Origin of the sequence: Roseobacter sp. HKCCD6576-2 (assembly GCF_013179285.1) — a bacterium.
Classification (GTDB): domain Bacteria; phylum Pseudomonadota; class Alphaproteobacteria; order Rhodobacterales; family Rhodobacteraceae; genus Rhodophyticola; species Rhodophyticola oceani.
Genome location: NZ_WVNW01000001.1, coordinates 1,036,093 through 1,061,541 on the forward strand (window position 1 = coordinate 1,036,093; position 25,449 = coordinate 1,061,541).

24 protein-coding genes and 1 tRNA gene are annotated in these 25,449 nt (G+C 60.8%); 14 read left to right on the forward strand and 11 right to left on the reverse strand.

The window, feature by feature from the left end; translation table 11 throughout:
• Positions 1-20: 20 nt before the first annotated feature.
• Positions 21-662, forward strand: coding sequence for a GntR family transcriptional regulator (locus GTF44_RS05220; RefSeq protein ID WP_145210914.1), 642 nt, complete (start codon positions 21-23; stop codon positions 660-662).
• Here GTF44_RS05220 and GTF44_RS05225 read toward each other — a convergent pair.
• Both GTF44_RS05225 and carA read right to left on the reverse strand, forming a co-directional pair.
• Positions 659-2,620: a glycosyltransferase gene (locus GTF44_RS05225; protein ID WP_253261155.1), complete on the reverse strand. Its 1,962-nt coding sequence runs from the start codon at positions 2,618-2,620 to the stop codon at positions 659-661. The two genes, GTF44_RS05220 and GTF44_RS05225, sit on opposite strands and share 4 nt — an antisense overlap.
• Before the next feature lie 100 nt (positions 2,621-2,720).
• Complete coding sequence (carA, locus tag GTF44_RS05230; RefSeq protein ID WP_171558031.1) at positions 2,721-3,875, reverse strand: glutamine-hydrolyzing carbamoyl-phosphate synthase small subunit; 1,155 nt, start codon at positions 3,873-3,875, stop codon at positions 2,721-2,723.
• Positions 3,876-4,023: 148 nt separating this feature from the next.
• Between carA and GTF44_RS05235 the strand changes: the two genes are divergently transcribed.
• Both GTF44_RS05235 and GTF44_RS05240 read left to right on the forward strand, forming a co-directional pair.
• Complete coding sequence (locus tag GTF44_RS05235) at positions 4,024-4,482, forward strand: GatB/YqeY domain-containing protein (RefSeq protein WP_171558033.1); 459 nt, start codon at positions 4,024-4,026, stop codon at positions 4,480-4,482.
• Between the two features lie 345 nt (positions 4,483-4,827).
• Positions 4,828-5,244, forward strand: coding sequence for a CBS domain-containing protein (locus tag GTF44_RS05240; RefSeq protein ID WP_171558034.1), 417 nt, complete (start codon positions 4,828-4,830; stop codon positions 5,242-5,244).
• Here GTF44_RS05240 and GTF44_RS05245 read toward each other — a convergent pair.
• Complete coding sequence (locus GTF44_RS05245) at positions 5,241-5,993, reverse strand: Crp/Fnr family transcriptional regulator (RefSeq protein WP_171558036.1); 753 nt, start codon at positions 5,991-5,993, stop codon at positions 5,241-5,243. The genes GTF44_RS05240 and GTF44_RS05245 overlap by 4 nt on opposite strands.
• Before the next feature lie 478 nt (positions 5,994-6,471).
• Here GTF44_RS05245 and GTF44_RS05250 point away from each other — a divergent pair, with 478 nt between their 5' ends.
• The 5 genes from GTF44_RS05250 to GTF44_RS05270 are packed head-to-tail and all read left to right on the forward strand — an operon-like array spanning position 6,472 to position 12,103.
• Entirely contained in the window at positions 6,472-7,494 is a 1,023-nt protein-coding gene (locus GTF44_RS05250) for a BMP family protein (protein WP_171558038.1), read from the forward strand.
• A gap of 23 nt (positions 7,495-7,517) precedes the next feature.
• A complete protein-coding gene (locus GTF44_RS05255) occupies positions 7,518-9,029 on the forward strand; it encodes an ABC transporter ATP-binding protein (RefSeq protein WP_171558040.1) in 1,512 nt (503 codons plus the stop codon).
• Entirely contained in the window at positions 9,026-10,165 is a 1,140-nt protein-coding gene (locus GTF44_RS05260) for an ABC transporter permease (RefSeq protein WP_171558041.1), read from the forward strand. The genes GTF44_RS05255 and GTF44_RS05260 overlap by 4 nt, the downstream gene beginning before the upstream one ends.
• Positions 10,162-11,427 carry an ABC transporter permease gene (locus GTF44_RS05265; protein WP_171558043.1) on the forward strand — a complete coding sequence of 422 codons (1,266 nt, stop codon included), beginning with the start codon at positions 10,162-10,164 and terminating at the stop codon, positions 11,425-11,427. The genes GTF44_RS05260 and GTF44_RS05265 overlap by 4 nt, the downstream gene beginning before the upstream one ends.
• Positions 11,428-11,437: 10 nt before the next feature.
• Positions 11,438-12,103, forward strand: a complete 666-nt coding sequence (locus GTF44_RS05270) for a phosphoribosyltransferase (protein WP_171558045.1) — start codon at positions 11,438-11,440, stop codon at positions 12,101-12,103.
• Here GTF44_RS05270 and GTF44_RS05275 read toward each other — a convergent pair.
• The 4 genes from GTF44_RS05275 to GTF44_RS05290 all read right to left on the reverse strand — a co-directional run bounded on the left by GTF44_RS05275 (position 12,100) and on the right by GTF44_RS05290 (position 16,684).
• Positions 12,100-13,095, reverse strand: coding sequence for a zinc-binding alcohol dehydrogenase family protein (locus GTF44_RS05275; protein ID WP_171558046.1), 996 nt, complete (start codon positions 13,093-13,095; stop codon positions 12,100-12,102). The genes GTF44_RS05270 and GTF44_RS05275 overlap by 4 nt on opposite strands.
• Positions 13,092-15,686, reverse strand: a complete 2,595-nt coding sequence (locus GTF44_RS05280; protein ID WP_171558048.1) for an HAD-IC family P-type ATPase — start codon at positions 15,684-15,686, stop codon at positions 13,092-13,094. Before GTF44_RS05280 ends, GTF44_RS05275 begins: the two co-directional genes overlap by 4 nt.
• Positions 15,687-15,997: 311 nt before the next feature.
• Positions 15,998-16,084, reverse strand: a tRNA-Leu gene (locus GTF44_RS05285).
• 105 nt (positions 16,085-16,189) lie between these two features.
• Entirely contained in the window at positions 16,190-16,684 is a 495-nt protein-coding gene (locus tag GTF44_RS05290; protein ID WP_171558050.1) for a DUF2306 domain-containing protein, read from the reverse strand.
• A 98-nt stretch (positions 16,685-16,782) separates the two neighbouring features.
• Between GTF44_RS05290 and GTF44_RS22490 the strand changes: the two genes are divergently transcribed.
• From GTF44_RS22490 to GTF44_RS05320, 6 genes are all read left to right on the forward strand, one after another.
• The gene (locus tag GTF44_RS22490; RefSeq protein WP_171558051.1) at positions 16,783-17,547 is read left to right on the forward strand and encodes a LytTR family DNA-binding domain-containing protein; all 765 of its coding nucleotides are present in this window, start codon (positions 16,783-16,785) and stop codon (positions 17,545-17,547) included.
• A gap of 3 nt (positions 17,548-17,550) precedes the next feature.
• Entirely contained in the window at positions 17,551-18,201 is a 651-nt protein-coding gene (lipB, locus tag GTF44_RS05300; RefSeq protein ID WP_171558053.1) for a lipoyl(octanoyl) transferase LipB, read from the forward strand.
• 116 nt (positions 18,202-18,317) lie between these two features.
• The gene (locus GTF44_RS05305; protein ID WP_145210869.1) at positions 18,318-18,533 is read left to right on the forward strand and encodes a hypothetical protein; all 216 of its coding nucleotides are present in this window, start codon (positions 18,318-18,320) and stop codon (positions 18,531-18,533) included.
• 66 nt (positions 18,534-18,599) lie between these two features.
• Positions 18,600-19,211, forward strand: a complete 612-nt coding sequence (locus tag GTF44_RS05310; RefSeq protein WP_145210866.1) for an exopolysaccharide biosynthesis protein — start codon at positions 18,600-18,602, stop codon at positions 19,209-19,211.
• A gap of 147 nt (positions 19,212-19,358) precedes the next feature.
• Positions 19,359-21,038 (forward strand): cytochrome c oxidase subunit I, encoded by a 1,680-nt coding sequence (gene ctaD, locus GTF44_RS05315; protein ID WP_171558054.1) that lies wholly within the window; start codon positions 19,359-19,361, stop codon positions 21,036-21,038.
• Between the two features lie 5 nt (positions 21,039-21,043).
• A complete protein-coding gene (locus tag GTF44_RS05320) occupies positions 21,044-21,574 on the forward strand; it encodes a DUF2244 domain-containing protein (RefSeq protein WP_171558056.1) in 531 nt (176 codons plus the stop codon).
• Between the two features lie 126 nt (positions 21,575-21,700).
• Here GTF44_RS05320 and GTF44_RS05325 read toward each other — a convergent pair whose 3' ends face one another.
• The 4 genes from GTF44_RS05325 to choW all read right to left on the reverse strand — a co-directional run bounded on the left by GTF44_RS05325 (position 21,701) and on the right by choW (position 25,363).
• Positions 21,701-22,120, reverse strand: coding sequence for a DUF1801 domain-containing protein (locus GTF44_RS05325; protein ID WP_216364865.1), 420 nt, complete (start codon positions 22,118-22,120; stop codon positions 21,701-21,703).
• Positions 22,117-23,199 (reverse strand): alcohol dehydrogenase family protein, encoded by a 1,083-nt coding sequence (locus GTF44_RS05330; protein ID WP_253261156.1) that lies wholly within the window; start codon positions 23,197-23,199, stop codon positions 22,117-22,119. Before GTF44_RS05330 ends, GTF44_RS05325 begins: the two co-directional genes overlap by 4 nt.
• A gap of 242 nt (positions 23,200-23,441) precedes the next feature.
• Positions 23,442-24,470 carry a choline ABC transporter ATP-binding protein gene (choV, locus tag GTF44_RS05335; RefSeq protein WP_171559562.1) on the reverse strand — a complete coding sequence of 343 codons (1,029 nt, stop codon included), beginning with the start codon at positions 24,468-24,470 and terminating at the stop codon, positions 23,442-23,444.
• On the reverse strand, positions 24,467-25,363 hold the full coding sequence (gene choW, locus GTF44_RS05340) for a choline ABC transporter permease subunit (RefSeq protein WP_171558060.1): 897 nt from the start codon (positions 25,361-25,363) through the stop codon (positions 24,467-24,469). The genes choV and choW overlap by 4 nt, the downstream gene beginning before the upstream one ends.
• Positions 25,364-25,449: the final 86 nt, after the last annotated feature.

Here is a 25,449-nt window from a genome sequence, read left to right on the forward strand (position 1 = left end):
GGATCACAAGGACAAAGGCGATGGCGCAGAAAAAACCCCCGCATAAAGATGCGTACGACCTGATCCTCGAAGCGATTGATATCGGTGTTTACCGGCCCGGCTCGCGCCTTGTGGAATCGGAACTGGCCGAACGATTTGGCGTCAGCCGCACCCCGATCCGCGAAGCGCTACAGCGGCTGGAGACCCAAAGCCTGCTGACGCGTGATGGGCGGAGCTTGATTGTGGCCTCGCTGGATCACGCGCAGACGGCGGAGCTTTACGCGGTGCGGACCGAGCTTGAGGGGTTGGCGGCGCGCTTGGCTGCGCAACATGCGGCCGAAGAAGAGATCAAAGTCCTGCGCGAGATGGTGAAAGCCGATCATGCGTTGTTGGATGATCCGGCTGCCCTGGCCCGCGCGAACCGGCGGTTTCACAAGCAAATCCACCTGGCTAGCCACAATAGATATCTGGTGCAGCAACTCGATCTGGTGCATCGCTCTATGGCGCTGATGGCGACGACGTCATTGGCTGCAGAAGGGCGCGGGGAAGATGCGCTCTCTGAACATGCGGCGATCGTGCAAGCCATCGCGGATCGGGATGGCGATACGGCGGCAAAAGCTCTGAAAGATCACCTGTCGATCGCCTTCGAAGTTCGGCTAAAAGAACAGGCGCGACGCGATTAGGGGGTGGTGTCTACGGCAGGTTCTGCCCCCGTCGGACCTTCGGTCTGACTGAACCTCCCATGGGCTGTTTTGGCCCAGTGAAACGGTCTGAGCAGCATTTCAGCCACGGCGACGGCCGCCGCTACTGAAGCAAGGGGGAAGTAGAGCGCCAGCAGGGGCAGCGCGAAGCGGTGTCGCCGCAAATGGCGCGCACGACACGCGATGAAGGAAACTGTCAGCGTCAATGCGAATGAGAAGACAAAGCCAAAACCGATGATCCCATAGCCAAGTGGTGAAACCAGAGGATCCAAGGGGTGGGGCAGTCCGAAAGGCACCAGCATGAAGCTCCATAAAAGCGGCGCGGCGAGGAACCCAATAACAGTTCCGAGAATCTGAAGCTGGAAGCCCAAGAACGCCCGCGTCCCAAGCGCCCGCCAAAGCGCAACAGGTTGGCGTATATGCGTCACCCACGTCATCGCATAGCCTTTCAGCCAACGAGAGCGTTGTCGAATCCAGGGCAGAATCGCGGAGTTCGCCTCTTCATACGTGGTCGTCCGCACGATTTCCGTTCGATAGCCGTTGCGGACCAATCGCAGGCCCAACTCGGCATCTTCTGTCACATTATGCGCGTCCCAGGCTCCGACATCTTCCAGCGCCTCGCGACGCATGAAAAGCGTGGTGCCGCCAAGGGGAACAAACAGGCCAAGCCGCTGAACGCCAGGCAGCATCAACCGGAACCAGCTAGCATATTCGATGGTAAAACAACGGCTTATCCAGTTGTGATTGGCGTTGTAATAGTCCAGCCGGCCTTGCAAGCAGGCCACTTCTGGCGGGCATTCAGAAAAGCGCTGGACGACTTTGCGGATCTGATCTGGCTCGGGCCGATCTTCGGCGTCATAGATCCCGACAATCGATCCGCGGGCGAAGTTCAGAGCATAGTTGAGTGCCCGCGGCTTGGTGCGCGGCTGACCAGGGGGCACTGTGATGGCGCGCATCCATGTGGGGAGCTTGGTTTGCGCAAGCGCCGCATGCGTGGTTGTGTCATCGGCCTCCAAAATGAGGATCACGTCCAGCAACTCGCGCGGATAATCGAGCTCTGACAACCGCGTCACCAATTGCCCGGCAATGTCCTTCTCCCGCAAGAGGGGGACGAGGATGCTGACAACAGGCTGGCGGCGCAGCGGGATTGGCCCTGTGTTGGAGGTCGCTGACTGGTTTCCCTGGGCCGTCTCGGTCAGAGGGGTGCGCAATGTCGCGATCAACGCGGCCAGTTTCAAGCCCGTGTTGCATGCGAACACAAACAGCGCCAGGCCGAACGTGAATGCCGCAAGTGTGACAGGAGCCAACCAAACCGCGAGCGGCAGGCAGATCCCGAGGGCGGCGAGCCAGGGTGTTAGGCGCTTTGGGTTCCAGCTTCGGCAGCTTGCGCCGAGGGGAACACGGGCCTCTGCCAACCGCGCGAGTTGATCCCCATAGGCGCGGGTCAAGGCGGCCTGCATGCTCGCGCGGTCTGCCAGGGCCACAATCACCGGCTGATAGGGGCCAAAAGCATCGCGGATTTTCGCTTCGCGGTCAGGGCGGTTGGTGACGACAATCAATGCTTGCCCGACGCGCCGCCACGGCAACGCGTTCAACGTAACGGCTGTCTTTGCAGGAAGGAGACTGACGAGTGATTGATCCGCAGGTTCGTCTTTGAGATTAATCGTCTGGGCGCCAAATTGCGCGCAGAGCGCAGCAACCAATTGATCCTCGGTGATCTTGTCATGGGCGATGAGGATTTCGCCAATTGGCAAGTCTTGATGGCGCTGAAGCGCGACCGCTTTCAAAAGAGTTTCTTGGTCGATAACGCCTTGATCGACAAGAATCTCTGCCAATGGGCGCGGTCGCCGCCGTCCCTTTTCGACAACGCGGACTGGCGGGTCGCGCAGGACCTGCTGGCCCGAAAAAGCTCGGACCGATTTGAAGATCGGTGAATCCAAAAGCAGGCGTCCCCAGCACTGCACACAAAACGATACGCAGACAATGCGATGTGTTTTGTTAACAGCCGGTTAACCAAGAACTGGACGGAGGAGACAGTCTCTAAGCGGGCTGTGTCGCGCGCGCGCGCATGGCGGCAACGAAGCGCTCGAACAGATAGTAGCTGTCTTGCGGACCGGGACTCGCCTCCGGGTGGTATTGCACCGAGAAGACCGGGCGGTCTTCGACGCGAATGCCGCAGTTGGAGCCATCGAACAGCGACACATGGGTCTCTTTGACGCCTTTGGGGAGAGTTTGGCTGTCGACCGTGAAGCCATGATTCATCGAGGTAATCTCAACCTTGCCAGTTTCGAGGTCTTTTACTGGGTGATTAGCGCCGTGATGCCCGTGGTTCATCTTCACCGTCCGACCGCCGAGGGCCAGGGCCAGCATCTGATGGCCCAGGCAAATTCCGAAGACCGGAAGATCGGCTTCCAGGACGCTTTGGATCATCGGCACCGCATATTCGCCGGTCGCCGCCGGGTCGCCGGGTCCGTTGGACAGGAAGACCCCATCTGGGTTCTGTGCCAAAACATCCTCGGCGGTGGAGGTGGCTGGCATCACGGTTACATCGCAACCCGCGGAGGCGAGGCAGCGGAGGATGTTCCGTTTTGCGCCATAATCGACGGCGACAACTTTGAATCCCGGCTCGGTCCGGCGCAGATACCCCTCGGGCCAGGCCCACCGCATCTCGTCCCACGTATAGCTTTGGGCGCAGGTCACGTCTTTGGCCAGATCAAGCCCTTCGAGCCCCGCGAACCCGCGCGCCGCTGCAACCAGGGCCTCCAGATCAAACTGACCGTCCGGGTCATGGGCCAAGGCCACGTGCGGCGCCCCTTGTTGCCGGATTGCCCGCGTAAGGCGGCGGGTGTCGACGCCGCCGATGCAAATCCGCCCCCGTGCGGCCAACCAAGCCGTTAACTCCGCCTCGGCGCGCCAGTTCGACGGTTCGGTTGGATCCCATTTCACAACCATACCGGCCGCCACGGGGTCGGCTGTCTCATCATCCTGTGCGGTGACGCCGGTATTGCCGATATGGGGGAAGGTGAAGGTCACGATCTGCCCCGCATAGGACGGGTCGGTCATGATCTCTTGATAGCCCGTCATCGCAGTGTTGAAGCAGAGTTCGGCCACGGTTTGCCCGGTGGCACCGAAGCCACGCCCGTAAAAAACCGTGCCATCGGCAAGCACAAGGCAGGCAGTGGGATGGTCGGTCATGGCGCGACTCCGTCAATTAGGGCTGGCAAATTCGCGGCAACCTATGGGGGCGGGCGCGTCGGGTCAAGATGGTCAAAGGGGTGTTGTTGTGACTGCTCCGATCCCTTATCTTACATGGCTTGGGGATAGCCACAGGGACCAAATCACTATGCCACTCCGAGAGCGGATCAATACCGGATTGAAAGAGGCCATGCGCGAGAAAGACGCCACCCGGCTGTCGACGCTGCGTCTGATCAATGCCGCGATCAAAGACCAGGACATTGACGCGCGCGCCAAAGGCAATGCCGATGGCGTCAGCCAGGCCGAGGTGCTCGCGATTCTGGGCAAGATGGTCAAACAACGCCAGGAAAGCGCCCGCGCCTATGAAGAGGGCGGGCGGTTGGAGCTGGCGGAGAAGGAACTGGCCGAGATCAAGTTGATCGAGGATTTCCTACCCCGTCAATTGAGCGAAGACGAAGTTGCCAAAGCCGTGGACGCCGCGATTGCCGAAACCGGAGCCAATAGCATCCGCGATATGGGCAAAGTGATGGGTGTATTGAAGTCGAAATACACCGGTCAGATGGATTTCGGCACTGTCGGTCCTGCGGTGAAAGCCCGGCTCGGCTAGACGCCAAACTGGAGCGGTGCATCGGTCCTTGACGGCCATCCCGGTGAGATCGAACCGGTCTCTACCAGATTGTTTCATTTCGACGAGCAAGAACCTGAGCCACCAAGATCAGCCGGGGCATAGGGCCCGTGTGGCGGGCGTTTATCTTCTGTTAATGCGCGACCGATGCAAGTGCTGACACTATCTGCGGCGTCGATACGCACCCTAATCGTGTGGGACGCAGAATGCCTCAGAGACCCGAGACGGCTTCGTCGAAGATCATGGACAGGGGCTGCAAGATGACCGCCGGTTCATAAATCGCCACCTCCATATCGGCGCCCGTGCAGTTTTGCGCAGGAGAATCAAATGAAGGTTAAGGACATCATGACAACGCCTGTTGTGACAGTCGCCCAAGACTGTCCCGTCAGGCAAGTGGCTGCGCTTATGCGGGATCAAGATATCGGCGCGCTCCCAGTCATGAAGAATGGCGATCTTGTAGGGCTTATGACAGATCGCGATATCGTTCTGAAGCTGATTGCGACGGTAGATTTCGAGAGCCCAAAGACAGCGCGGGATGTCATGACACCCGATGTCCGTTGCTGCCGCCCCCATCAGACCATCGAAGAAATCGCCGGTCTGATGGGAGATCATCAAATCCGGCGCTTGCCCGTGATCGATGACGCCGGCGTGCTGGTGGGCATGATTTCAATAAGTGATATTGCCGAGCATGTGTCGGAGCTTCTGGCCGGCGAAGCCCTTGGGGAGATTGTCGAAGATCGCTAAGCGGCGGTTGGCGTGATCTCTTGTTGCAAGCGCTTGACATCAATCCCGGCGATCTCGGACAGAGCCTGTAGATCGACGATCCGGATGTCTATGTGATCGCTGGTCTCGATCACCCCATGCCGGACCAGCCGCCGCATGGTGCGGCAGACATGGACCGAGGAGAGGCCGGTATAGTCGCCAAGCGCCTTCTGCGTCAGAGGCAGGTGAAAGGCGATATCCGTATCATGGCCAAGAGCTCGGAGCCGGAGCGACAGTTCCAGAATTGCAAATGCGATCCGCATGGGCGCCGTGCCCTTTCCAAGCCGTAGCAGTCGTTCTGAAGTCCGCGCTTGTGTCGCCGCCCAGAGGTGCCCGACCATGTCCTCCCAAGTGGGCGAGGTTTTCAACATCGTTTGCCACACGCTTGCTGGGATGATCGAGACGAGCGCGTCCGTCACCGCTTCCAATGTCACCCCGACTGTCAGACCATCGGCGGTTGCTGGGTCAAGGATATCGCCCGGGAGTATGAAATCGATGATTTGTTGCTCGCCATCTTCGAAGGATTTCGACGTCGCAAGCCAACCCTCGATCACGACGATCACTTTGTCGAACTCATCGCCATCCTGAACCAGCACATGGCCAGCCCGGACGCGTCGCGCATTCCGCCTAAGATTATGGAGTGGACCGCCATCATCATAAACTGCGATCAAACCGCCTTGACCATGGCCACCGCCCGTCTGCGCTTTGGCTGATCCGCATGTTGACTGCATATCGACAAAGTCCCTTTTCTGCGGGAGGCCTCTCTGTGACTGACCTCTTGCAAGCGGCAGGTCCAAACAGAAGGCCCCGGATCAACGGGGCTATCGCGGCACGCAGCAACCCAGCCAAGTTCCGCACCATGTCTCATTACCTCAGAGTCCGGTTTTTGTCGATACCGTCAACTATTTCATCTGCGGGTATCCCATTGATCTGGGAGGCGTTCGACATGCGTCATTATGGGGGCAGCGGGATTAACCTGGATTAATGATCCGCTCTGACCCGGGCCCATACTTTACCTAGGTGAGCGGCATATCCGGCTGTGCGTCCCAAACATCATATCTTGGCGCTGGCGGATCAGGCCGTCTGGGCGGCGGGAGATGTCGTGAGCATTGGTCAAGTTGGCACTGCCGCGCCCGAGTGAGGCACTGGCGGCCCAGTCTCACAAGCTTGGCGGTCGGTGATCTCGCACAAAACTGGAGAGGATACATCATGACACGATACCAAGGATTGACCGGGCTCGCGATGGCCCTGGCCATTGGCCTTGCGGCCCCGGCGACCGCCTTCACGGCCTGTCAGGTGACCGACACGGGTGGGATCGACGATAACAGTTTCAACCAGACGGCATGGCAAGGCGTGCTGGATGCAGAGGAGCAGCTTGGTATCCAGGGCCGGTTCCTCGAGTCGCAGGCCGAAACCGATTATGAGGCCAATATCAACTCGCTCCTGGGTGGCGCCTGCGACGTGATCTTTACTATCGGGTTCCTGCTGGGTGATGCAACACAAACCGCCGCGGCGGCCAATCCCGACCAGGTCTTTTCCATCGTCGACTTCGCCTATGACCCACCGCTGCCCAATGTGTTGGGACAAGTCTATGCCACCGATGAAGCCGCCTTCCTCGCGGGCTATCTGGCGGCCGGTATGACCGAGACAGGTATTGTGGGCACCTTTGGCGGCATCAACATTCCACCGGTGACGATCTTCATGGATGGCTTTGCCTATGGTGTTGCGCATTACAACGCCCGTCACGGGACCGATGTGACCGTTCTCGGCTGGTCCCCAGAAACGCGCCAGGGGCTTTTCACCAACAATTTCGACTCCCTCGATGATGGCCGTGCCTTCGCGCAGAACCTCTATGACGAGGGGGCCGATATCGTGTTGCCAGTGGCGGGCCCGGTGGGGCTCGGGTCCGCGGCACTGGCCAATGAACTGGGTGTGGAGGAGTTGATGATCATCGGCGTCGATGCCGATCTCTACGAGACCGACCCCGAACGCGGCCATGTCTACCTGACCTCGATCGTCAAACGCATGGACGCCACCGTCTATCAGGTGATCGAACGGGTCCAAAGCGGCGCATTCGAGGGTGGGGTCATTGTCGGAACGCTGGAAAATGGCGGTGTCGATCTGGCGCCGTTTCATGACTTGGCCTCCGAAGTGCCGGAAAGTCTGATGACGGAGCTGGTCGAAATCCGTGCCGGGATCATTGGCGGCAGCATTGTCGTCGGTAGCAACTGATCTGAGCGGCGCGGAGACAGGATATGGACGTCGAGCTGCGCGGCATCACCAAGCGTTTCGGGTCGGTTGTGGCCAATGAAGACGTCAACCTGACCATCCGGGCTGGCGAGGTTTTGGGTCTTCTGGGGGAAAACGGTGCGGGCAAATCCACCCTCATGAACGTCCTCTGTGGCCTCTACCGGCCCGACGACGGTCAGATTATCATTGATGGCACACCGTCTGTGTTCGACGGTCCCCGGGATGCCATCGCCGCGGGGATTGGCATGGTGCATCAGCATTTCATGCTGGTCCCCGTCTTTTCCGTTGCCGAGAATGTTGTGCTGGGTGTCGAACCGACCGGGCGGTTCGATCATCTGGACCTCAAGACGGCCAGCGCCAAGGTGCGCGAGATCAGTGCCGAATATGGCCTGACGGTTGACCCCGATGCCCTGGTCGAAACGCTCCCAGTCGGGGTGCAGCAACGGGTGGAGATCATCAAGGTTCTCTTCCGCTCGGCCGATGTGCTGATCCTCGACGAACCCACCGCCGTTCTGACACCGCAGGAAGTGCGCGATTTCTTCGAGATCGTGAAATCGCTTCGTGACAGCGGCAAGGCGATTGTCTTCATCACTCACAAACTCAACGAAATCCTCGACATCTCGGATCGGATCAGTGTGCTGCGTGGTGGGCGGATCATCGGTGAGGGCGATCCGAAACAGCTCAGCAAGGCCGATCTGGCCGAGATGATGGTGGGCCGTCCCGTGCAATTCGAGGTCGATAAGAGCGCCTTCGATCCTGGCGAAAGCTTACTTGAGATCGACCGCCTGACCGTGTTGCGCGACAATGGCGACCGGGCGGTCGACGATGTAAGCCTCACGATCCGCAGCGGCGAGGTGGTCGGTCTGGCCGGAGTGCAGGGCAATGGCCAATCGGCGCTAATCGAGGCGATCACCGGGTTGCGCGCCCCAGCGCAGGGCGCGATCCGGTTCCTGGGCGAGGACATCACCGATGTCAGCGTCCGCGCCCGGCACCGTATGGGGATCGCGCATATCCCTGAGGACCGGCAGCATGTCGGGCTGATCCCCGGCTTTACCGTGGCCGAGAACATGGTGCTGGATGCCTATTACGATGATCGCTTCTCAAGCGGGCCGCAGGTGAACTGGGCAGCCGCCCAAGACTGGTCGGCCAAGGCGGTGCTTGAGTTTGACGTTCGCACCCCCTCGGTCTTTGCCGAGGCCGGGCATCTCTCCGGCGGCAATCAGCAGAAGCTTATCGTGGCGCGCGAACTGGCGCGGGACACGAAATTCGTCGTCGCGGCGCAGCCAACCCGGGGGCTGGATGTGGGGTCCATCGAATACATCCACGCACGCCTGATGGCCGCGCGGGCGGAGGGGGATGGGATATTGCTGATGTCCTCGGAACTCGATGAAATTCTGTCGCTCTCGGACCGGGTTCTGGTGATGTTCAAAGGCCGTATCGTTGCCGAGTTCGATGCCAGCACCGGCCCGCCCAAGAAATCCGACGTCGGCCTGGCCATGGCGGGAGTTGCGGCATGAGCACGCAGGACGCGATCAACACAGCCACGCGAAAGCTTCTGGAACGCGCCGCGCCCGGGCGGGTGGCGTTTGAAGATCTGGTGGTTGTCCCGCTTTTTGCCATTTTGGTGGCGCTGATCCTTGGGGCGCTGACCATGTTGGCGGCCAATGTCGATCTGGCAACGATTGGGCGCTCCTATGTGGCGCTTTTGCAAGGTTCGGTCGGGTCGCTCAATGCGCTTTCTGAAACGCTAACGGCCGCCGCCCCGCTGATCTTGGCGGGCCTGGGGCTGGCACTGGGGTTCCGGGCCGGGTTGTTCAATATCGGGGCGGAGGGTCAAATCCTGATTGGCGGCATGGCGGCGGTGATCTGCGGGTTCAGCTTTCCGGGGCTGCCTTTCGCGATCCTGCTGCCGCTCTGCCTCATCGCGGGTGGGGTCGCAGGGGCGGCCTATGCCTCTATCGCCGGGGTTTTGCGTGCCACAACCGGTGCCAATGAGGTCATATCGACAATCATGCTGAACATGATCGCCTTCCGGGTGGTGGATTACATGCTGCGCCTGCCCTGGGTGCAGCGCCCCGGACGGTCCGATCCAGTCTCCCAATCGGTGCCGCCAAGTGCGGAGCTGCCCCGACTTCTGGACTGGATCGACCCCAATCTGCGGGTTCATGCCGGGATTTTCGTGACCTTACTGGCTGTCGCCTTTGTCTATTGGCTGTTGTTCCGCAGCAAACTTGGCTTCGAGTTTCGCGCCAGTGGGGCCAGCCCCTCGGCGGCGCGTTATGCGGGCATGCGGGCCGGCCTGGTGATCGTGCTGGCCATGGCCACCGCCGGCGCGCTGGCTGGCCTGGCCGGGGCCAATCAGGTCCTGGGTGTGTTGGGTCGCGCCAGCCCCGGGTTTTCTGCCGGGATCGGGTTCGACGCCATTGCCGTGGCGCTTCTAGGCCGTTCGCATCCGGTTGGCGTGCTCTTTGCCCGGCTTTTGTTTGGGGCTTTGGAGGCCGGGGGACGGCAGATGCAGGTGGATGCGGGCGTCAGCATCGACCTCATTGGCATCATTCAGGCGCTGATCATCGTTTTCATCGCGGCGCCGCTCCTGGTCCGAGCGATATTCCCCTGGGGCTTCCGGCGCGGCGATAGCGGAGGCGCGTCATGACCGCGATCCCCGACCGTCGGGCGGCCGCCCCCATTGTCGATCGGGCAGAGACGCGCCGGGCGCAGATCACAGGCGGGGTGATGATCGCGCTGGCGCTGTTTATTGTGGTGGCCTTCGGTGACGCGGCGGGCGACGCGACCTTCCGCCTGTCGCGGGTGCGGGATACCTGGGTGATCGGCGATCTGGTCGTCCCGGCGCGCCCCTTCATCTATGTCGCCGCCGTTTTGACGGCCTTCCTCGGCGCCCGGCTGTTCCTGCGTGGTGGAGGGCGGTGGACCACCCTGTCTCTGGGCGTAGGGCTCATATTGCTGGTGATCGCTTTCCTGCTCTGGGCCACCGCTGGGAACGCCTTTTCACTGACTGGTATGTTGCAAGCCACCGTTGTGCGCGCCATGCCGATTGCGCTCGGCGCGCTGGCGGCGGTGTTTTGTGAACGGGTCGCGGTGGTGAATATCGCGGTCGAGGGCATGCTGCTGGCAGGCGCCTTCACCGGTGCCTTGATGGGCTCGGTTCTAGGCGGATGGGGCGGGCTTTTGTCTGCCGTGGTGATCGGCGGCCTCTTCGGCTTCATCCTCGCCGCGTTGGTCGTGACCTACCGGATGGATCAGATCATCGCGGGCGTGGTGATCAACCTCTTTGTACTGGGCCTCACCAGCTATGTCTCAAGCCAGGTCTTTGCCGAGATGCGACACCTGAACAACGCGCCGGTTTTCCGTGCGATCAAGATCCCCGTTCTCGGTGATATCCCGGTGATCGGCCCGATGCTGTTTCACCAGAATATCTTCGTCTACGGCGCGCTGATCATGGTGGCGGTCTCAACCTACTACCTGTTTCACACAAGAAATGGGCTGAGGGCGCGGGCCGTCGGCGAACACCCCCGCGCCGCCGACACGCTTGGCATTGACGTCTACTGGACGCGTTATGTGCATGTCACGATCGGCGGCATGATCGCCGGTTTTGGTGGAGCTTGGTTCACGCTTGGCTCGGTCGGGCGGTTTGATGAGAACATGACCGGCGGGCGCGGCTTTATCGCGCTGGCGGCGATGATTTTCGGGCGCTGGCACCCGGTCGGCGCGCTGATGGCGGCGCTGGTCTTTGGCTTCACCGACTCGTTGCAGCAGAAACTGGCGCTGCTGAACACGCCGATCCCGTCGGAGTTCCTGGCCATGGCACCCTATATCGCGACGATCATCGTGGTTGCGGGGCTGATTGGCCGCGCTCGCGCCCCGGCGGCGGACGGCAAGCCCTATATCAAGGAATAGAGGGAGGTCGATGAGGATAGGCCCCACCTTCAAAGACCGCGCCGACGCCGGGCGGTTGCTGGCCACCAAACTCACCGAGTTGATGGCGGTCGAGCCGGCCTTGGTCGATCCGGTAGTCTTGGCGTTACCGCGCGGCGGGGTTCCGGTGGCCGCCGAAGTCGCACAAAGGCTCGGTGCGCCCTTGGATTTACTCTTCGCACGCAAGCTTGGGCTGCCGTCCCATCCCGAACTGGCGCTTGGGGCGGTTGTCGATGGTGACCCGCCTCAGCTTGTTCTCAATGAAGATATCCGCGCGCGGAGCCGGTTGACCGACGGCCAAATCGAGGCGTTGAAGGCGGACGCCCTGATCGAGATCGCGCGCAGGCGGCACCGGTATCTGAAAGGGCGGGACCGGGTCGCCCTGTCCGGACGCCCGGTGATCGTGGTTGACGACGGGATTGCGACGGGGGCGACCGTTCGCGCCGCGCTTCGGGGGCTGAAGGCGCAAAACCCGGGGCCGCTGGTCTTGGCCGTGCCCGTGGCTCCGGCATCAACCTTGCGGCAGTTTGAACAGGAGGTCGATCACCTGATCTGCCTCGTGACGCCGGAGCCCTTCTATGCGATCGGGGCCCATTACCAACGTTTCGATCAATTAAGCGATGCCGAGGTCACGACGCTGCTGCATGCCACCGCCTAGGGCACCAACACGGCCGCCCCCTGCAACCGTCCCGTGCGCAGGTCGTCCAATGCGCGGTTGGCGTCTTCCAACGGGTAGGGTGTTGTCTCGGTCTTGACGCCTGCCGCTTCGGCGAGCGGGAAGAAGTCGAGCCCGTCCTGCCGGGTGAGATTGGCCACAGAATAGAGTGACCGTTCCTCCCAGAGATCGCGATAGGGAAAGCTTGGGATGTCGCTCATATGGATGCCGCCTGAGACCACCCGCCCGCCCTTGCGGACCGCTTTCAGCGCCGCCGGAATCAGGTCACCGATGGGTGCGAAGATCAGGGCCGCGTCCAGTTCCTCAGGCGGCGGCGCGGTCGAGGGGCCAGCCCAAACCGCCCCAAGGCTGCGCGCGAAATCCGCTGCCGCCTCGTCTCCGGGCCGGACAAAGGCATAAATCTTGCACCCTCGATGGCGGGCAATTTGGCAGATGATATGGGCCGCCGCGCCAAAGCCGTAAATGCCGATCCGCTTCGCATCGCCCGCGAAGGACAGCGTGCGATAACCAATTAGACCAGCGCAGAGCAGCGGCGCCAGCGCGACCGGATCGGCCTCCGCCGGCAAGGGCAGCACATAGAGACCATCCGCCACGCAATGCTCGGCATAGCCACCATTGGCGGTGTAGCCGGTGAACCGCGCCTGATCGCAGAGGTTTTCCTGCCTCGCGCGGCAATAGCGGCACCTGCCGCAGGTCCAGGCCAGCCAGGGAATGCCAACCCGGGTGCCCAACGCCAGATCTCCCGGCGCATCAGGGCCAAGGGCCGCCACCCGGCCCACAACCTCGTGCCCAGGCACCAGAGGCAATGTCGGTGACGGCAACTCGCCATCGATCACATGCAGATCAGTCCGGCACACACCGCAGGCTTCGACCTTGATCAAGACCTCGCCGGCAGTTGGTTCGGGGCAGGGGCGGGCGACCATCTGCAAAGGTTGACCGGGCGCCGTCAGGACCATCGCGCGAGAAAGGGTCATGTCACATTCCCCGGAATAGCCCGGCGCGTGGCCAGGAATTTCACGCCTTCCGGCACCAGGATCAGCGGCAGCGCCAAGGCGGCGATCATCGCCCAATGTTCGAACTCCAACGGCACCGTGCGCAAAAGCGTCTGCAGCGGCGGCCAATAGACCGCCAAGACCTGTAAGGATAGGGTGACAACAAGGGCCAGCATCAGGAACGGATTGCTGAACCAGCCGATCCGCGAACAGGGCTGCGTGAGGGACCGGAAAGCAAAGACGCTCATCTTTTCAAAGACGACCATGCCCGTGAACGCCGCCGTACGTGCCAGATCAACGCCAAGCGGCATCAAACTATAGAACAGCCACAGGCTGGCCGTGGCCGTATAGGTGCCGAAGAGCAGGATTAGGGCAAAGCCATGTCCGCCCAAAATCGGCTCGTCCCGGCGGCGGGGCGGGCGCGCCATTTGCTGCTTTTCGCCCTTTTCCAACCCAAGGGCCACGGCGGTGACCCCGTCGGTGACAAGGTTCATCCAGAGGATCTGCGTCGCCAGAAAGATCAGCGGCCCGCCGAGCAACAGATTGACCGAGATCGCCAAAACCTCACCGGCGTTTGAGGACAAGAGATAGCGCACGAATTTGCGCACATTGTCGAATTGCCGCCGCCCTTCGGCGATGGCCCCAACAATAGTGGCGAAATTGTCGTCGAGCAGGACCAGATCGGCGGCATCCTTCGACGCATCCGTGCCGCGAATGCCCATCGCCACGCCAATATCGGCGCGCTTGAGGGCAGGGGCGTCGTTCACGCCATCGCCGGTCATCGCAACGATCTGCCCCTGACCCTGAAGCGTTGCCACGATCCGCATCTTATGAGCGGGTAGCGTCCGCGCGAAAATCACGTCTTCGGCCAGAAGCCGATCCAAAGCCTCATCTGAGAGATTGTCGAGTTCAGAACCTTGGATGCAGCGCGGCTCTCCCATCCCAAGCTGCGCGGCAATCGCACCAGCGGTTACCGGGCTGTCGCCGGTGATCATGATCACGCGAATGCCCGCCTGTTTCGCTTGCGTTACGGCGTCTTTCACCTCGGGCCGGGGCGGGTCGATCAGGCCAACATGCCCGATATAGGTCAACCTTTCCTCTTCCAGGTCATCCTTGTCAGCTTCACGCCACGCCAGGGCGATGACGCGCAGCCCGTGCGCGGCCATCATGCGATGTGTCTCCAACACCTGATCCCGCAGGTTCTCCGTCAAAGGGATGGGGCCATCCGCCGTTTGCAGGGTTGTCGCGCAGGCCAAAACGGCCTCAGGCGCCCCTTTCATATACAGCCGATGCCCATCGGCCGATGGGCCGACCACACTCATCCGCTTACGTTCGCTCGAAAACGGGCGCTCCGCAGTCAGTTCAGCTGGTGCCGGTGCCCAGCCTTTATACGCCAAAGTGACCAAGGCGCCTTCGGTTGGCGTCCCGATCATCGTCCAATCGCCGCCGCTCCGCCGCAATCGCGCATGGGTGCAGGTCAACCCAGTTTCAAGCAGCAGCGCCAGCACCGGGTCATCGACGGCCCGGACCCGCTGCCCATCGCGCGCGATATGGCCGGCGGGGTCATAACCCGTTCCGGTGACGTGATACGTCGCATCCAAGGTCCAGACCTGGGTTGCTGTCATCTTGTTTTCGGTCAGTGTCCCGGTTTTGTCAGTGCAAATCACGGAGGCCGCGCCCAGGGTCTCAATCGCCTGCAGCCGCCGCGCGAGCGCCCGTTTCCGCGCCATCACGGATGCGCCGAGCGCCAGCGTAATCGTAACGACGGCAGGCAGGCCTTCAGGCACCATCGCGACGGCGAGCGAGAGGCCGGTCATGAACATCTCGAACAGCGGCCGCCCAACGTATGTCCCAAGCGCCACAATCGCCGCTGCAATCAGCAGGGCGGCAATGCCGAGTTGTCGAGCCAAATGCCCCAGTTTGCGTTGCAGATGCGTCTGTTTCTGACCAACGGATTGGGTCATTTCGGCAATCGAGCCAAAACTGGTCGCCGCGCCGATGGCCGAGACAATCCCCTCGCCACGCCCTGCGGTCACGCCGGTTCCCATCAGAAGGCGGCCTGCGTCGGAGTCCCCGTCGACACGCTTGCTAACCGCGACGGACTCGCCCGTCACAACACTTTCATCGACGTGCAGTTCCGTTGCCGAGATCAGCGTCAGGTCGGCGGGAACACTGTCGCCCGAGGCAACGATGACCAAATCGCCCGGCACAATCTCCCTGGCTGGGATCACATGCTCCTCCCCATCGCGTAGAACCAAAGCGGTTGGGGTCAGCATCGAACGCAACGCGTCCAGCGCGTTTTCGGCGCGCCATTCCTGCACAAAGCCCAAGATACCGTTGAGCAAGACGACCAGACCGATGGCGATGGCATCCACGACTTCGCCCAAGACCGAAGCGATGGCTGCGGCCGCAATCAAGATCAATACCAAAGGTCCGGTGAACTGGCGGAGCAAAACCAAGATCCAAGGAATCCGTTTGGCCTTTGGCAGTTCGTTCCAGCCGTAGCGGTCTCTGGCTTCGGCGACGGCTGCGGATGTCAGCCCGTGTTCGGGCAATGGTATAGAATCGGACATGAAATGACCTGAGAGAGAAGCACGCAGATGCGCCGCATTATGGCCACAAGGCCGTCCACCGATATGCGACAGATCAATTGCCTGCCGGACGGCATTGCGATTCTCAATCAACCCCAATGGGCTGCATAAGGCGATCTGGATACTATCGAGGTATGGGCTGCATCAGTGAGATCGGTAAGACGGCTTTCGGAAACGGGTCCCGAAAGCGCAAGGCCACAAGCCGCAGTATCGAAACGTTTCAGATCAACCGAATGACTCCTGGTTGTCGATCCATCTCAGGACGCCAAATCTGCGCGGCAGAGAAGGTTAAATGGTGCGGTCGAGAAGACTCGAACTTCCACGGGAGTTACCCCACAGCGACCTCAACGCTGCGCGTCTACCAATTCCGCCACGACCGCACGTGATCAGAAGTGCGCGCACGTTTACGCAGGTCGTCCTGGAAAGAAAAGAGGAAATTTGTCCAAGATCCAGACGAGATTGGTCTTGCAGCCCAAGCGCCGCCATCACGAAGCATCCCTGAGTCGGTTTTGACGGATCATCCGGGCCAGCCCCAAGCACAGCAATACCGCAATCACGGCATAGCCCCGCTCCGGCGCGTCCGCGAAGAAAGCCGTGTTGAGTCTCCGCCCGGGCAGAAAGGTGAACGCACCGGCAATCCCCAAACTGTTCCAGAACAGGGCTCGCATGGATGCCTCATGGGCGGTCACCCGACCGGCGCGGATGTGACGATATCCCTCCCAAAGCCAATAGAGCATGGCGATTGACAAAACATGTATTGGACCAAAGGGTCCCAAGAGCGGAAGAACAACAGCCGGGATCGCGAGGCCGGAGCCTGCAAGCAGGACCATCGAGATGATCCAGGCATAACCAATCATCCTGTGCACTCGGTCCCGCCGCCGCCGATAGATCGCAAACGGGCCGAGGAGGATCGACATAACCGCAGCCATCATATGAAGTTGCACGGCGGCGGGGGCCGATAGGATAGGCTCTAATGTCATCTTAGGGGGACCTTCTTGGCAAGACGGGTTTGCCATGGCACCACAATGTGAGAGGCCACCCATCTCAATTCTGGATGCGCCAAAAACGGGAGAGCCGCGTGACCACCAATGATCCGCAATCCGCGCTTCGCAGATGGGGGCTTCATATGGGTCAACCGGCGGTGGTCGTGACGCTGGCTGGCCTAAGCGCAATTCTCGCGCTTATCGGGCCGTTTGGGACGGATCGCGTGCTCGGTCTTGTGCCGCGCTTTGGGTATTGGGCGGTCTTGGTCGCGGCAAGTTATGTGATCGGATATTGGGCAAGCGCCGTCCTGAAACCCGTTTTGCCGACGCGCGGGGCGGTCATCTGGATCGGGTTGGTCATCGGCCTCGGTGTGAGCGTCTTCGTTGTGGCGCTCAATTACGCCGTCTTTTCCTTTCTGCCGGATCCGGGCGACCTTCCGCGTTTTGTGGCGACGGTTGTGGCGATCTCCATGATCATCACGTTTGTTTTCGATGTCGCCGACCGTCAAACACGGTCTGTTCCACCCGATGATGAGGCGCCGCCCGCGCCACTCCTTGATCGGCTGCCACTTGAGAAGCGGGGCCCTCTGGTGGCGCTTTCGGTCGAGGATCATTATGTCCGGGTGAGAACGACGAAAGGGGAAGAGATGGTGTTGATGCGGCTAACGGATGCGATCCGTGAGGTGGGCGCGACGGCGGGCCTGCAAGTCCATCGATCTCATTGGGTCGCGCTCGATGCCGTTCGATCTGCACGGCGGGAGGGGGATCGGGCGATCCTGACGATGAGCCACGGGGGCGACATCCCCGTAAGCCGATCTCGCCTCGCCGATGCCAAATCGGCCAGACTTTTGCCGCGCTAAACGATGGTGGAATGGTTAACATCTCACGGGCTTGTGCCCTACGAGACCGCGCTGGCCGAGATGGAGGCGCGCGTCGCGCGGATCGCAGGGGGTGATGCGGATGAGGCGGTTTGGCTACTGGAACATCCGCCGCTCTACACCGCGGGCACATCGGCCAAGCCCGCCGATCTTCTCACGCCCGACCGGTTTCCGGTCTACGAGACCCGCCGCGGCGGGCAGTACACCTATCACGGGCCTGGCCAAAGGGTCGCCTATGTCATGCTCGACCTCAACGCGCACGGTCGAGATGTCCGCAGATTCGTGCATCAGATAGAGGATTGGGTGATCGCGACACTGGCGGAATTCAACGTCAAAGGCGAACGCCGCGCGGGCCGGGTTGGCGTTTGGGTAACCCGGCCGGAAAAGCCACCAATGCCCGATGGCAGCCCGCGCGAGGATAAAATCGCCGCCGTTGGGTTGCGGATCCGCAAATGGGTCAGTTTCCACGGAATCTCAATAAACGTAGAGCCGGATCTTGGTCATTTTGAGGGGATCGTGCCGTGTGGCATTGCCGAACACGGGGTGACGAGCCTGGTGGATTTGGGGCTGCCGGTGACACTCGAAGACGTGGACGACGCGCTAAAGCGCACATTTCCGCCGATCTTCGGCAAGTGACTGCTCAATTTTGGTGAAATCCTTATCAAGGCTCTTCCGTTCTCGCCATATCTGGCAATATGTTGTTCACGAAATGTTCCTATTCTGCCATCTGGGGATGACACAGAGGATGACGGATGATGCATTACGGGGTGGTCCCACGCCAAGATACAGGTGATCCGACCAAGCGCGATGACTGGCTTGAGGTTGCCGTGATGATCGGGGCGATATCTGGTTTATGCGCGATTCTCGGGATCGCGATTTCAGGCTTGATGCTCGACCTCACGACACCGCAAGTATCGCAAAATGTCACGCCAGTTTTGCAGACGGCTTGGGTGTCGGACGCGCGCTAGGGCAGGCTGGCAGCGTCGGATGATCACAGATAGGATGCGCGCTGCATCAGGGATGTATCGCGCAGGATGACTTCGACCGAAAATTCAATTGGCACATTGCCGCCCAACCCGACCGGGCTGACCGAGATCGTCGACGATGTTCTGGCGCTCTGTGAAACAGAACGGGTCAGCATCGGCGATATGTTGTCCGCGTTTGGCGGCGCCGGATTTCTCCCGGCTCTGTTGATCCCGGCGGTGATCGTGGTTTCTCCGTTGAGTGGGATACCGATACTGCCAACCATCTGCGGCACAATGATTTTTCTGGTTGCAATGCAAATGCTGGCACAGCGGCGGCATCTCTGGCTGCCGCGTTGGTTGTGTCGCCGGAGTATCGCCACATCGCGGCTCAAATCGGGCATGGCACGACTGCGTGGCACGGCCCTCTGGCTCGATGGGCATAGCGGGCGGCGGCTCACGCTGCTCACGCAGCAACCGTTTCTCAGCGTGCTTCATCTGGCCGCCGCGCTTTGCGGCCTTGCGATGCCGTTTCTGGAATTGGTGCCATTTTCGTCCTCCCTTTTGGCGACGGCTATCTGCCTGATGGGGTTGGCGATAACGACCCGTGACGGGCTTTGGGCCTTGGTCGCGCTTCTACCAATTGCTGGAGCCATGGCAATCTTGCTGGCCATTTGGGGGTGATCCCGCCTCGGCTGAGGCAATTTTTCCCACTTGAACCGGCCCTTCCGCATTGCACCACCCCGGGCACAGCACTAGAACGAAGGCTAGGAACGCGGGCAATGCGGCCAGACCCTTTGCCGAAACGCATTAGTTGAACAGGAGTGCGCTATGGCAGACGCCGCCATTTCCGGGCATGATCACGAGCGGCCGGGGTTCTTCACCCGGTGGTTCATGTCCACCAATCACAAGGATATCGGCATCCTTTATCTCTTCACCGCAGGTTTGGTGGGGCTGATCTCGGTCGCCTTCACCGTCTATATGCGGTTGGAGCTGATGGAGCCGGGTGTGCAATATATGTGCGCCGAAGGCGCGCGTTTCCTGAGCGCCGCTGCAGAGGCGGAATGTACGCCAGATGGCCATTTGTGGAACGTGATGATCACGGGCCACGGCGTCTTGATGATGTTCTTTGTGGTGATTCCGGCGCTGTTCGGCGGGTTTGGAAACTATTTCATGCCGCTGATGATTGGCGCGCCGGATATGGCGTTCCCGCGTTTGAACAACCTGAGCTACTGGATGTATGTCGCCGGGACCGCGCTGGCTTTCTGCGCTGTGTTTATTGACGGTGGGGTAAACAATGGTACGGCTGGTCCGGGCTGGACCTTTTATCCGCCGCTGTCGTCAAGCCAGTACTCTGCCGGGCCGGGCGTCGACTTTGCGATCTTCGCCATCCACGTCTCGGGCGCCAGCTCGATCCTGGGGGCGATCAACTTCATCACCACGTTCCTGAACATGCGCGCGCCAGGCATGACGCTGCATAAGGTGCCGCTGTTTGCCTGGTCGATCTTTGTCACTGCATGGCTGCTGCTCTTGGCGCTGCCGGTTCTGGCGGGCGCGATCACCATGCTGCTGACTGACCGGAATTTCGGCACCACCTTCTTCGATGTGGCTGGCGGCGGTGACCCGGTTTTGTTCCAGCACATCTTCTGGTTCTTCGGCCATCCTGAGGTCTACATTGTTGTTCTGCCCGCCTTTGGCGTAATCTCCCATGTGGTGGCGACCTTCTCGAAAAAGCCGATCTTTGGCTATTTGCCGATGGTCTATGCGCTTGTGGCAATCGGGGGCTTGGGCTTCGTGGTCTGGGCGCACCATATGTACACCGTCGGCATGACGCTGACGCAGCAGGCCTATTTCATGGTCGCCACGATGGTGATCGCGGTGCCCACGGGGATCAAGATCTTCTCCTGGATTGCCACCATGTGGCAGGGCTCGATCAGCTTCAAAACCCCGATGCTCTTCGCCATTGGTTTCATCTTCTTGTTCACCTTTGGCGGTGTGACCGGCATCGTGCTCAGCCAGGCAGGCGTGGACCGGGCGTATCACGACACCTACTATGTAGTGGCCCATTTCCACTATGTGATGAGCTTGGGTGCGGTCTTCGGCATCTTCGCGGCGGTCTATTATTGGATCGGCAAGATGAGCGGTCGGCAATATCCGGAATGGGCTGGTAAGCTGCATTTCTGGCTCTTCTTCATCGGCGCGAACATCACCTTCTTCCCGCAGCATTTCCTGGGTCGTCAGGGTATGCCGCGCCGCTATATCGACTACCCGGAAGCCTTCGCTTACTGGAACTGGATCTCGTCCTGGGGCGCGTTCCTATCCTTTGCCTCCTTCCTGCTCTTCATCGGCATCGTGTTCTACACGCTGCGCTTTGGTCGCAAGGTCGAAGAGAAGGCCTATTGGGGCGAACATGCGGATACGCTGGAATGGACCCTGCCGAACCCACCGCCGGAGCACACCTTCGAGGAGCTGCCGACGCGGGAGATGTGGGACAAGCAGCCGCATCATTAGGGTCCATGCCGGTCCTGATCGAAACCACAGAGACTGGGGCCCCGGAGATATTCGGGGCCCTTTCTCATTCCGGCCACGGCGCGCCATGTCTGCGCGTGGTGTTGACCCCTTATCGCTCGCTAACACCTGATGGGTTCGTCTGGTTCATCGGGCTCACCGCGTCGCTGATTTCGTTGCCGCTTCTGGCAGTCATCGGCACCTCGCTTTTCTGGGGCCTCTTACCTTTTATCGTCGCGGCAGTGGCGGCCATCTGGTGGGGGCTCAAACGCAGCTGGCGGGACATGGAGCTTTACGAAGAGGTGGTCCTTTGGCGCGATTTGATCCGCCTTGAACGTCATGAGCCGAAACGCGGGGTCAAAGAGTGGGAGGCCAACCCCTATTGGGTGCGCGTGAACCTGCACCCGCGTGGCGGGCCGGTGCCCAATTACGTCACCCTTTCAGGTGGCCCGCGTGAGGTGGAGCTTGGCGCCTTCTTAACCCCCGGTGAACGTGTCGCGCTCAAAGATCAGTTGGAGCGCGCCTTGCGGACAACCTAGCCTGTCTCGCTTTCATCCTTGGCTCTGCGGCGGCAGATCAAGTGACGTCACGAACACCGCCGATCCCGGAACGAGACGGGTGGCGGCAAGAGCGGGCCAAGTGGTTGATTGTGAGCGAGGGGACCTTTATGGCCGCGCAACCTTGGATTTGTCCCGATGATAGGTCAGCGCCATCGCGGCCACCTGTTGCAGTGCCGCTTGCGGATAGGGGCCCTCCGTCGGGATCAGGACAGCGCGCGCGCCCTCATAGGTGAACTCGCTTGGAAATCGCGCGCGATAGCGATCCAGGAGATCGGTCTGACAGTGGACATAAAACGCACAATGCTCTGGCTGCTTCTCCGACCAACCAAGCCGGATTGTCGTACCGGCTTTGGTGGCCTCGGTCAGATAAGCGGGCTGGCCCCATTTCAGTGTTTCGGTCAGTGGCCCGGTTTCGGTCGCCTCAGCCGCCGCAAAGATCAGGTCGCGCATCTCCATGATCCGCTCGCGTGGTGCCGTGGGGGTGGCGGCAAACACGGCGGCGACAGCCGGTGGCAGATCTATCACGGGATCACCACGATGTTGCCAGTATGGGTCTTGTCGATGAAGGCCTGCTGCGCCGCGCGAAGTTCTGACAGCGGATAGGTCGCGGCGAGCGCCGGTTTGATCTCCCCGGCTTCGATGTAGCGGATCAGGTTCGGCATGACCTCCCGGTCGATCACGGTCGAGCCGGTGAAGGTCAGATCGCGCAAATAGAGGGTGCGCAGATCCAACTCAACCATTGGTCCGGCGATGGCACCCGAGCAGGTATAGCGCCCGCCTCGAGCCAGGATATCGATGAGATGCGGCCAATAGGCCCCGCCAACCACATCCGCAACGACAGTGATACGCTCCCCCGCAAGCGCTTCGCGGAGGTTCTCCGGCGCGCGCGGCAAGATTTTGTCGGGGCCCAGTGTGGCCATATCCGCGTGTTTGGCCTCAGATGCCATAGCAATCACCCGCGCCCCCCGACGTTTGCCCAATTGCACCAGCGCGCCGCCGACCCCGCCCGAGGCACCTGGAACCAATATGGTGTCCTCCGCACCCACCTTAGCGCGGCTCAGCATCCCCTCGGCTGTCGAGTAGGAACAACTGAACGTCGCCAGCTCGGCATCGGATAACTCTGACTGGACGGCAAGCGCATTGGTCGATGGGATGACCGTGTATTCAGCAAAGCCACCATTCATTTCGGACCCGAAATATCCGGCTTTGTCCTTATTCTCTGGGTCTTCCGGGTCGCGGATCCAATTATCGGTGATGACCCGTTCGCCGATGCGCGCCGCGTCGACGCCATCGCCAACGGCCACGATCTGGCCACAGGCATCCGCGCCTTGAATGCGCGGAAAGGTGATTGGGGCACCGCCCCAGGAGGGGTCGTCCTCGGCAAGCTCCGCATAGGCGCCGCCGGTTGTGGCGTCGCTGACGGCCTTCGAATACCAGCCGGAGCGCGTATTCACATCGGTATTGTTCAGCCCGCAGGCTGCGACCTTGATCAGAACCTGACCGGGTCCAGGCACGGGAACTGGCCAATCCTCGCGCCACTCATAAGCGTCGAGATCGCCATGACCGGTCAGCACCATTGCCTTCATTGTTTCGGGTTGCGGCATCTTCGGCTCCTCCAGCGGGGAAACGTCCGGACTCCCTCAGACTTCCGGCGTATTCGACCATATCGCTCCGCACTCTCCATCACGGCATCGCGGCGTGGCAAGCGGTTTTCGGCGCGTTGGGTTGGTGCGGCCAAGACGGGCGCCTGCGTGATTGATCCGAAATCTGGGTCAGACCGGCCCGAGGTCGATCTGACCTGCATGATCATCAACGGCCGGTTGGTAATGGACTTACTCGCCGCCGATCAGGCCTGACGCGGGTCGAGAAGCTTGGCCAAGACACGGTCTTTCGTCACCTGACCGATGGCTTTGCCGTCCAGTTCCACGCCGACGGGCATGTTCTCGCCCTCGATGATCTCCATCACTTTGCGGATGTCTTCATCCGGCCCGACCCACACGGTCGGAGTGCCCTCAACCGGCACCATCACGTCGCGGGCGCAGAGCACACCGAGCGGGTTCATATGCGCGACAAAGTCGGCCACATAGTCGTCGGCCGGATCGGAATAGATTTCCTTCGGCGTCCCGCATTGCACGATCCGCCCGCCTTCCATAATCGCGATCCGATCGCCCAGTTTGAAGGCTTCATCCAGATCGTGGCTGACGAAGATGATGGTGCGTTTGAGGGTCTGTTGCAGCTCGATCAACTCATTTTGCAATCGCGTGCGAATGAGCGGGTCCAGCGCCGAGAAGGGTTCATCCATCAGCAGGATTGGCGCGTCGGTGACAAAGGCGCGGGCGAGACCCACGCGCTGCTGCATCCCGCCAGAGAGATCGCCGACTTTGCGGTCGGCCCAATCGGTCAGACCCACAAGCGCCAACTGCCGATCCACGCGCTCCTTGCGATCCGCCGCTGAGATGCCGCCAAGTTCCAGGCCCAGGCCCACATTTTCGCGCACTGTCCGCCAAGGCAGCAGGCCAAACTGTTGAAACACCATGGCAATCTGCGTCTGGCGCATCCGTCGGAGTGTCGCCGGATTGGCATGCGTAACATCGATCATCTCGGTGCCGTCATTGACCCGGACCGTGCCGCGGACCACCGGGTTCAACCCGTTCACGGCGCGCAGAAGGGTCGATTTCCCCGAGCCGGAGAGGCCCATGAGGACCAGAATTTCGCCCTCTTGCACATCGAGTTTGCAGTTATGGACGCCAAGCACTTGGCCGGTTTCAGCCTGTACGTCATGACGCGATTTGCCGTCATCCATCAATGGCAGAGCGGTTTCCGGTTTTTCGCCGAAGACGATGGAAACATCGTCGAATTCAACAGCGGTATTCATTTGCGTTCCACCCTCAGCATGCGGTCGAGCATGATCGCCACAACCACAATAATAAACCCACTCTCAAAGCCGAGCGAGGTGTTGACGGAGTTCAGGGCGCGGACGACAGGCACACCGAGGCCATCTGCCCCAACCAGCGCCGCGATCACCACCATCGAGAGCGACAGCATGATCGTTTGGTTCAAACCGGCCATGATCTGCGGTAGCGCGTAAGGCAGCTCGACCTTCCAAAGCTTCTGGCGCGGGGTGGCGCCAAAAGCCTCCGCCGCCTCAATCAATGGCTGCGGCGTTGAAGAGATGCCCAGATGTGTCAGCCGTATCGGCGCGGGCAGAACGAAGATCACTGTTGCGATCAGGCCGGGGACCATGCCGATGCCGAAAAACACAATTGCCGGGATCAGGTAGACAAAGGTCGGCAGCGTTTGCATGAGGTCCAAGACTGGCCGCATGAATTGATAGAGACGAGGCCTGTGTGCGGCGGCAATGCCAATCGGCACGCCGACGACCATGCAAACCACACAGGCCGAAAGCACGAGGGTTAGGCTTTCGGTGGTTTCTTCCCAATAACCTTGGTTCAGAATGAAGAGAAAGCCCAAGAAAATAAGGGCAGGGACTTGCCAGCGGCGATGAATATACCAGGCCAGCCAGGTGAAAATCGCGATGATCAGAAACGGGTGCAGATCGGGGTTGTACAGCGGTTGATAGCGTTCAGCCCCGGTGGCCCAAGAGATGTCGAGCGGGTCTTGCAGGATCGCGAGGATCGCGTCGATCATCGCCTCAAGCAAAATCGACAGCCCGTCGAAAAACAGTGCGCCGTGCTCCTGCAGCCAATCGAAGGCGTCGCCCGCGATCCGACCTACAGGGATCTTATTGTCTTCTATCCAGTCTAGCATCACGCCCCCGGTTTTTTGAAAAAACCGGTCCGGAATTTTCAAAATTCCGGGGCCGGCGGGGCGGGCACGCGTTTGTCACATGCCCA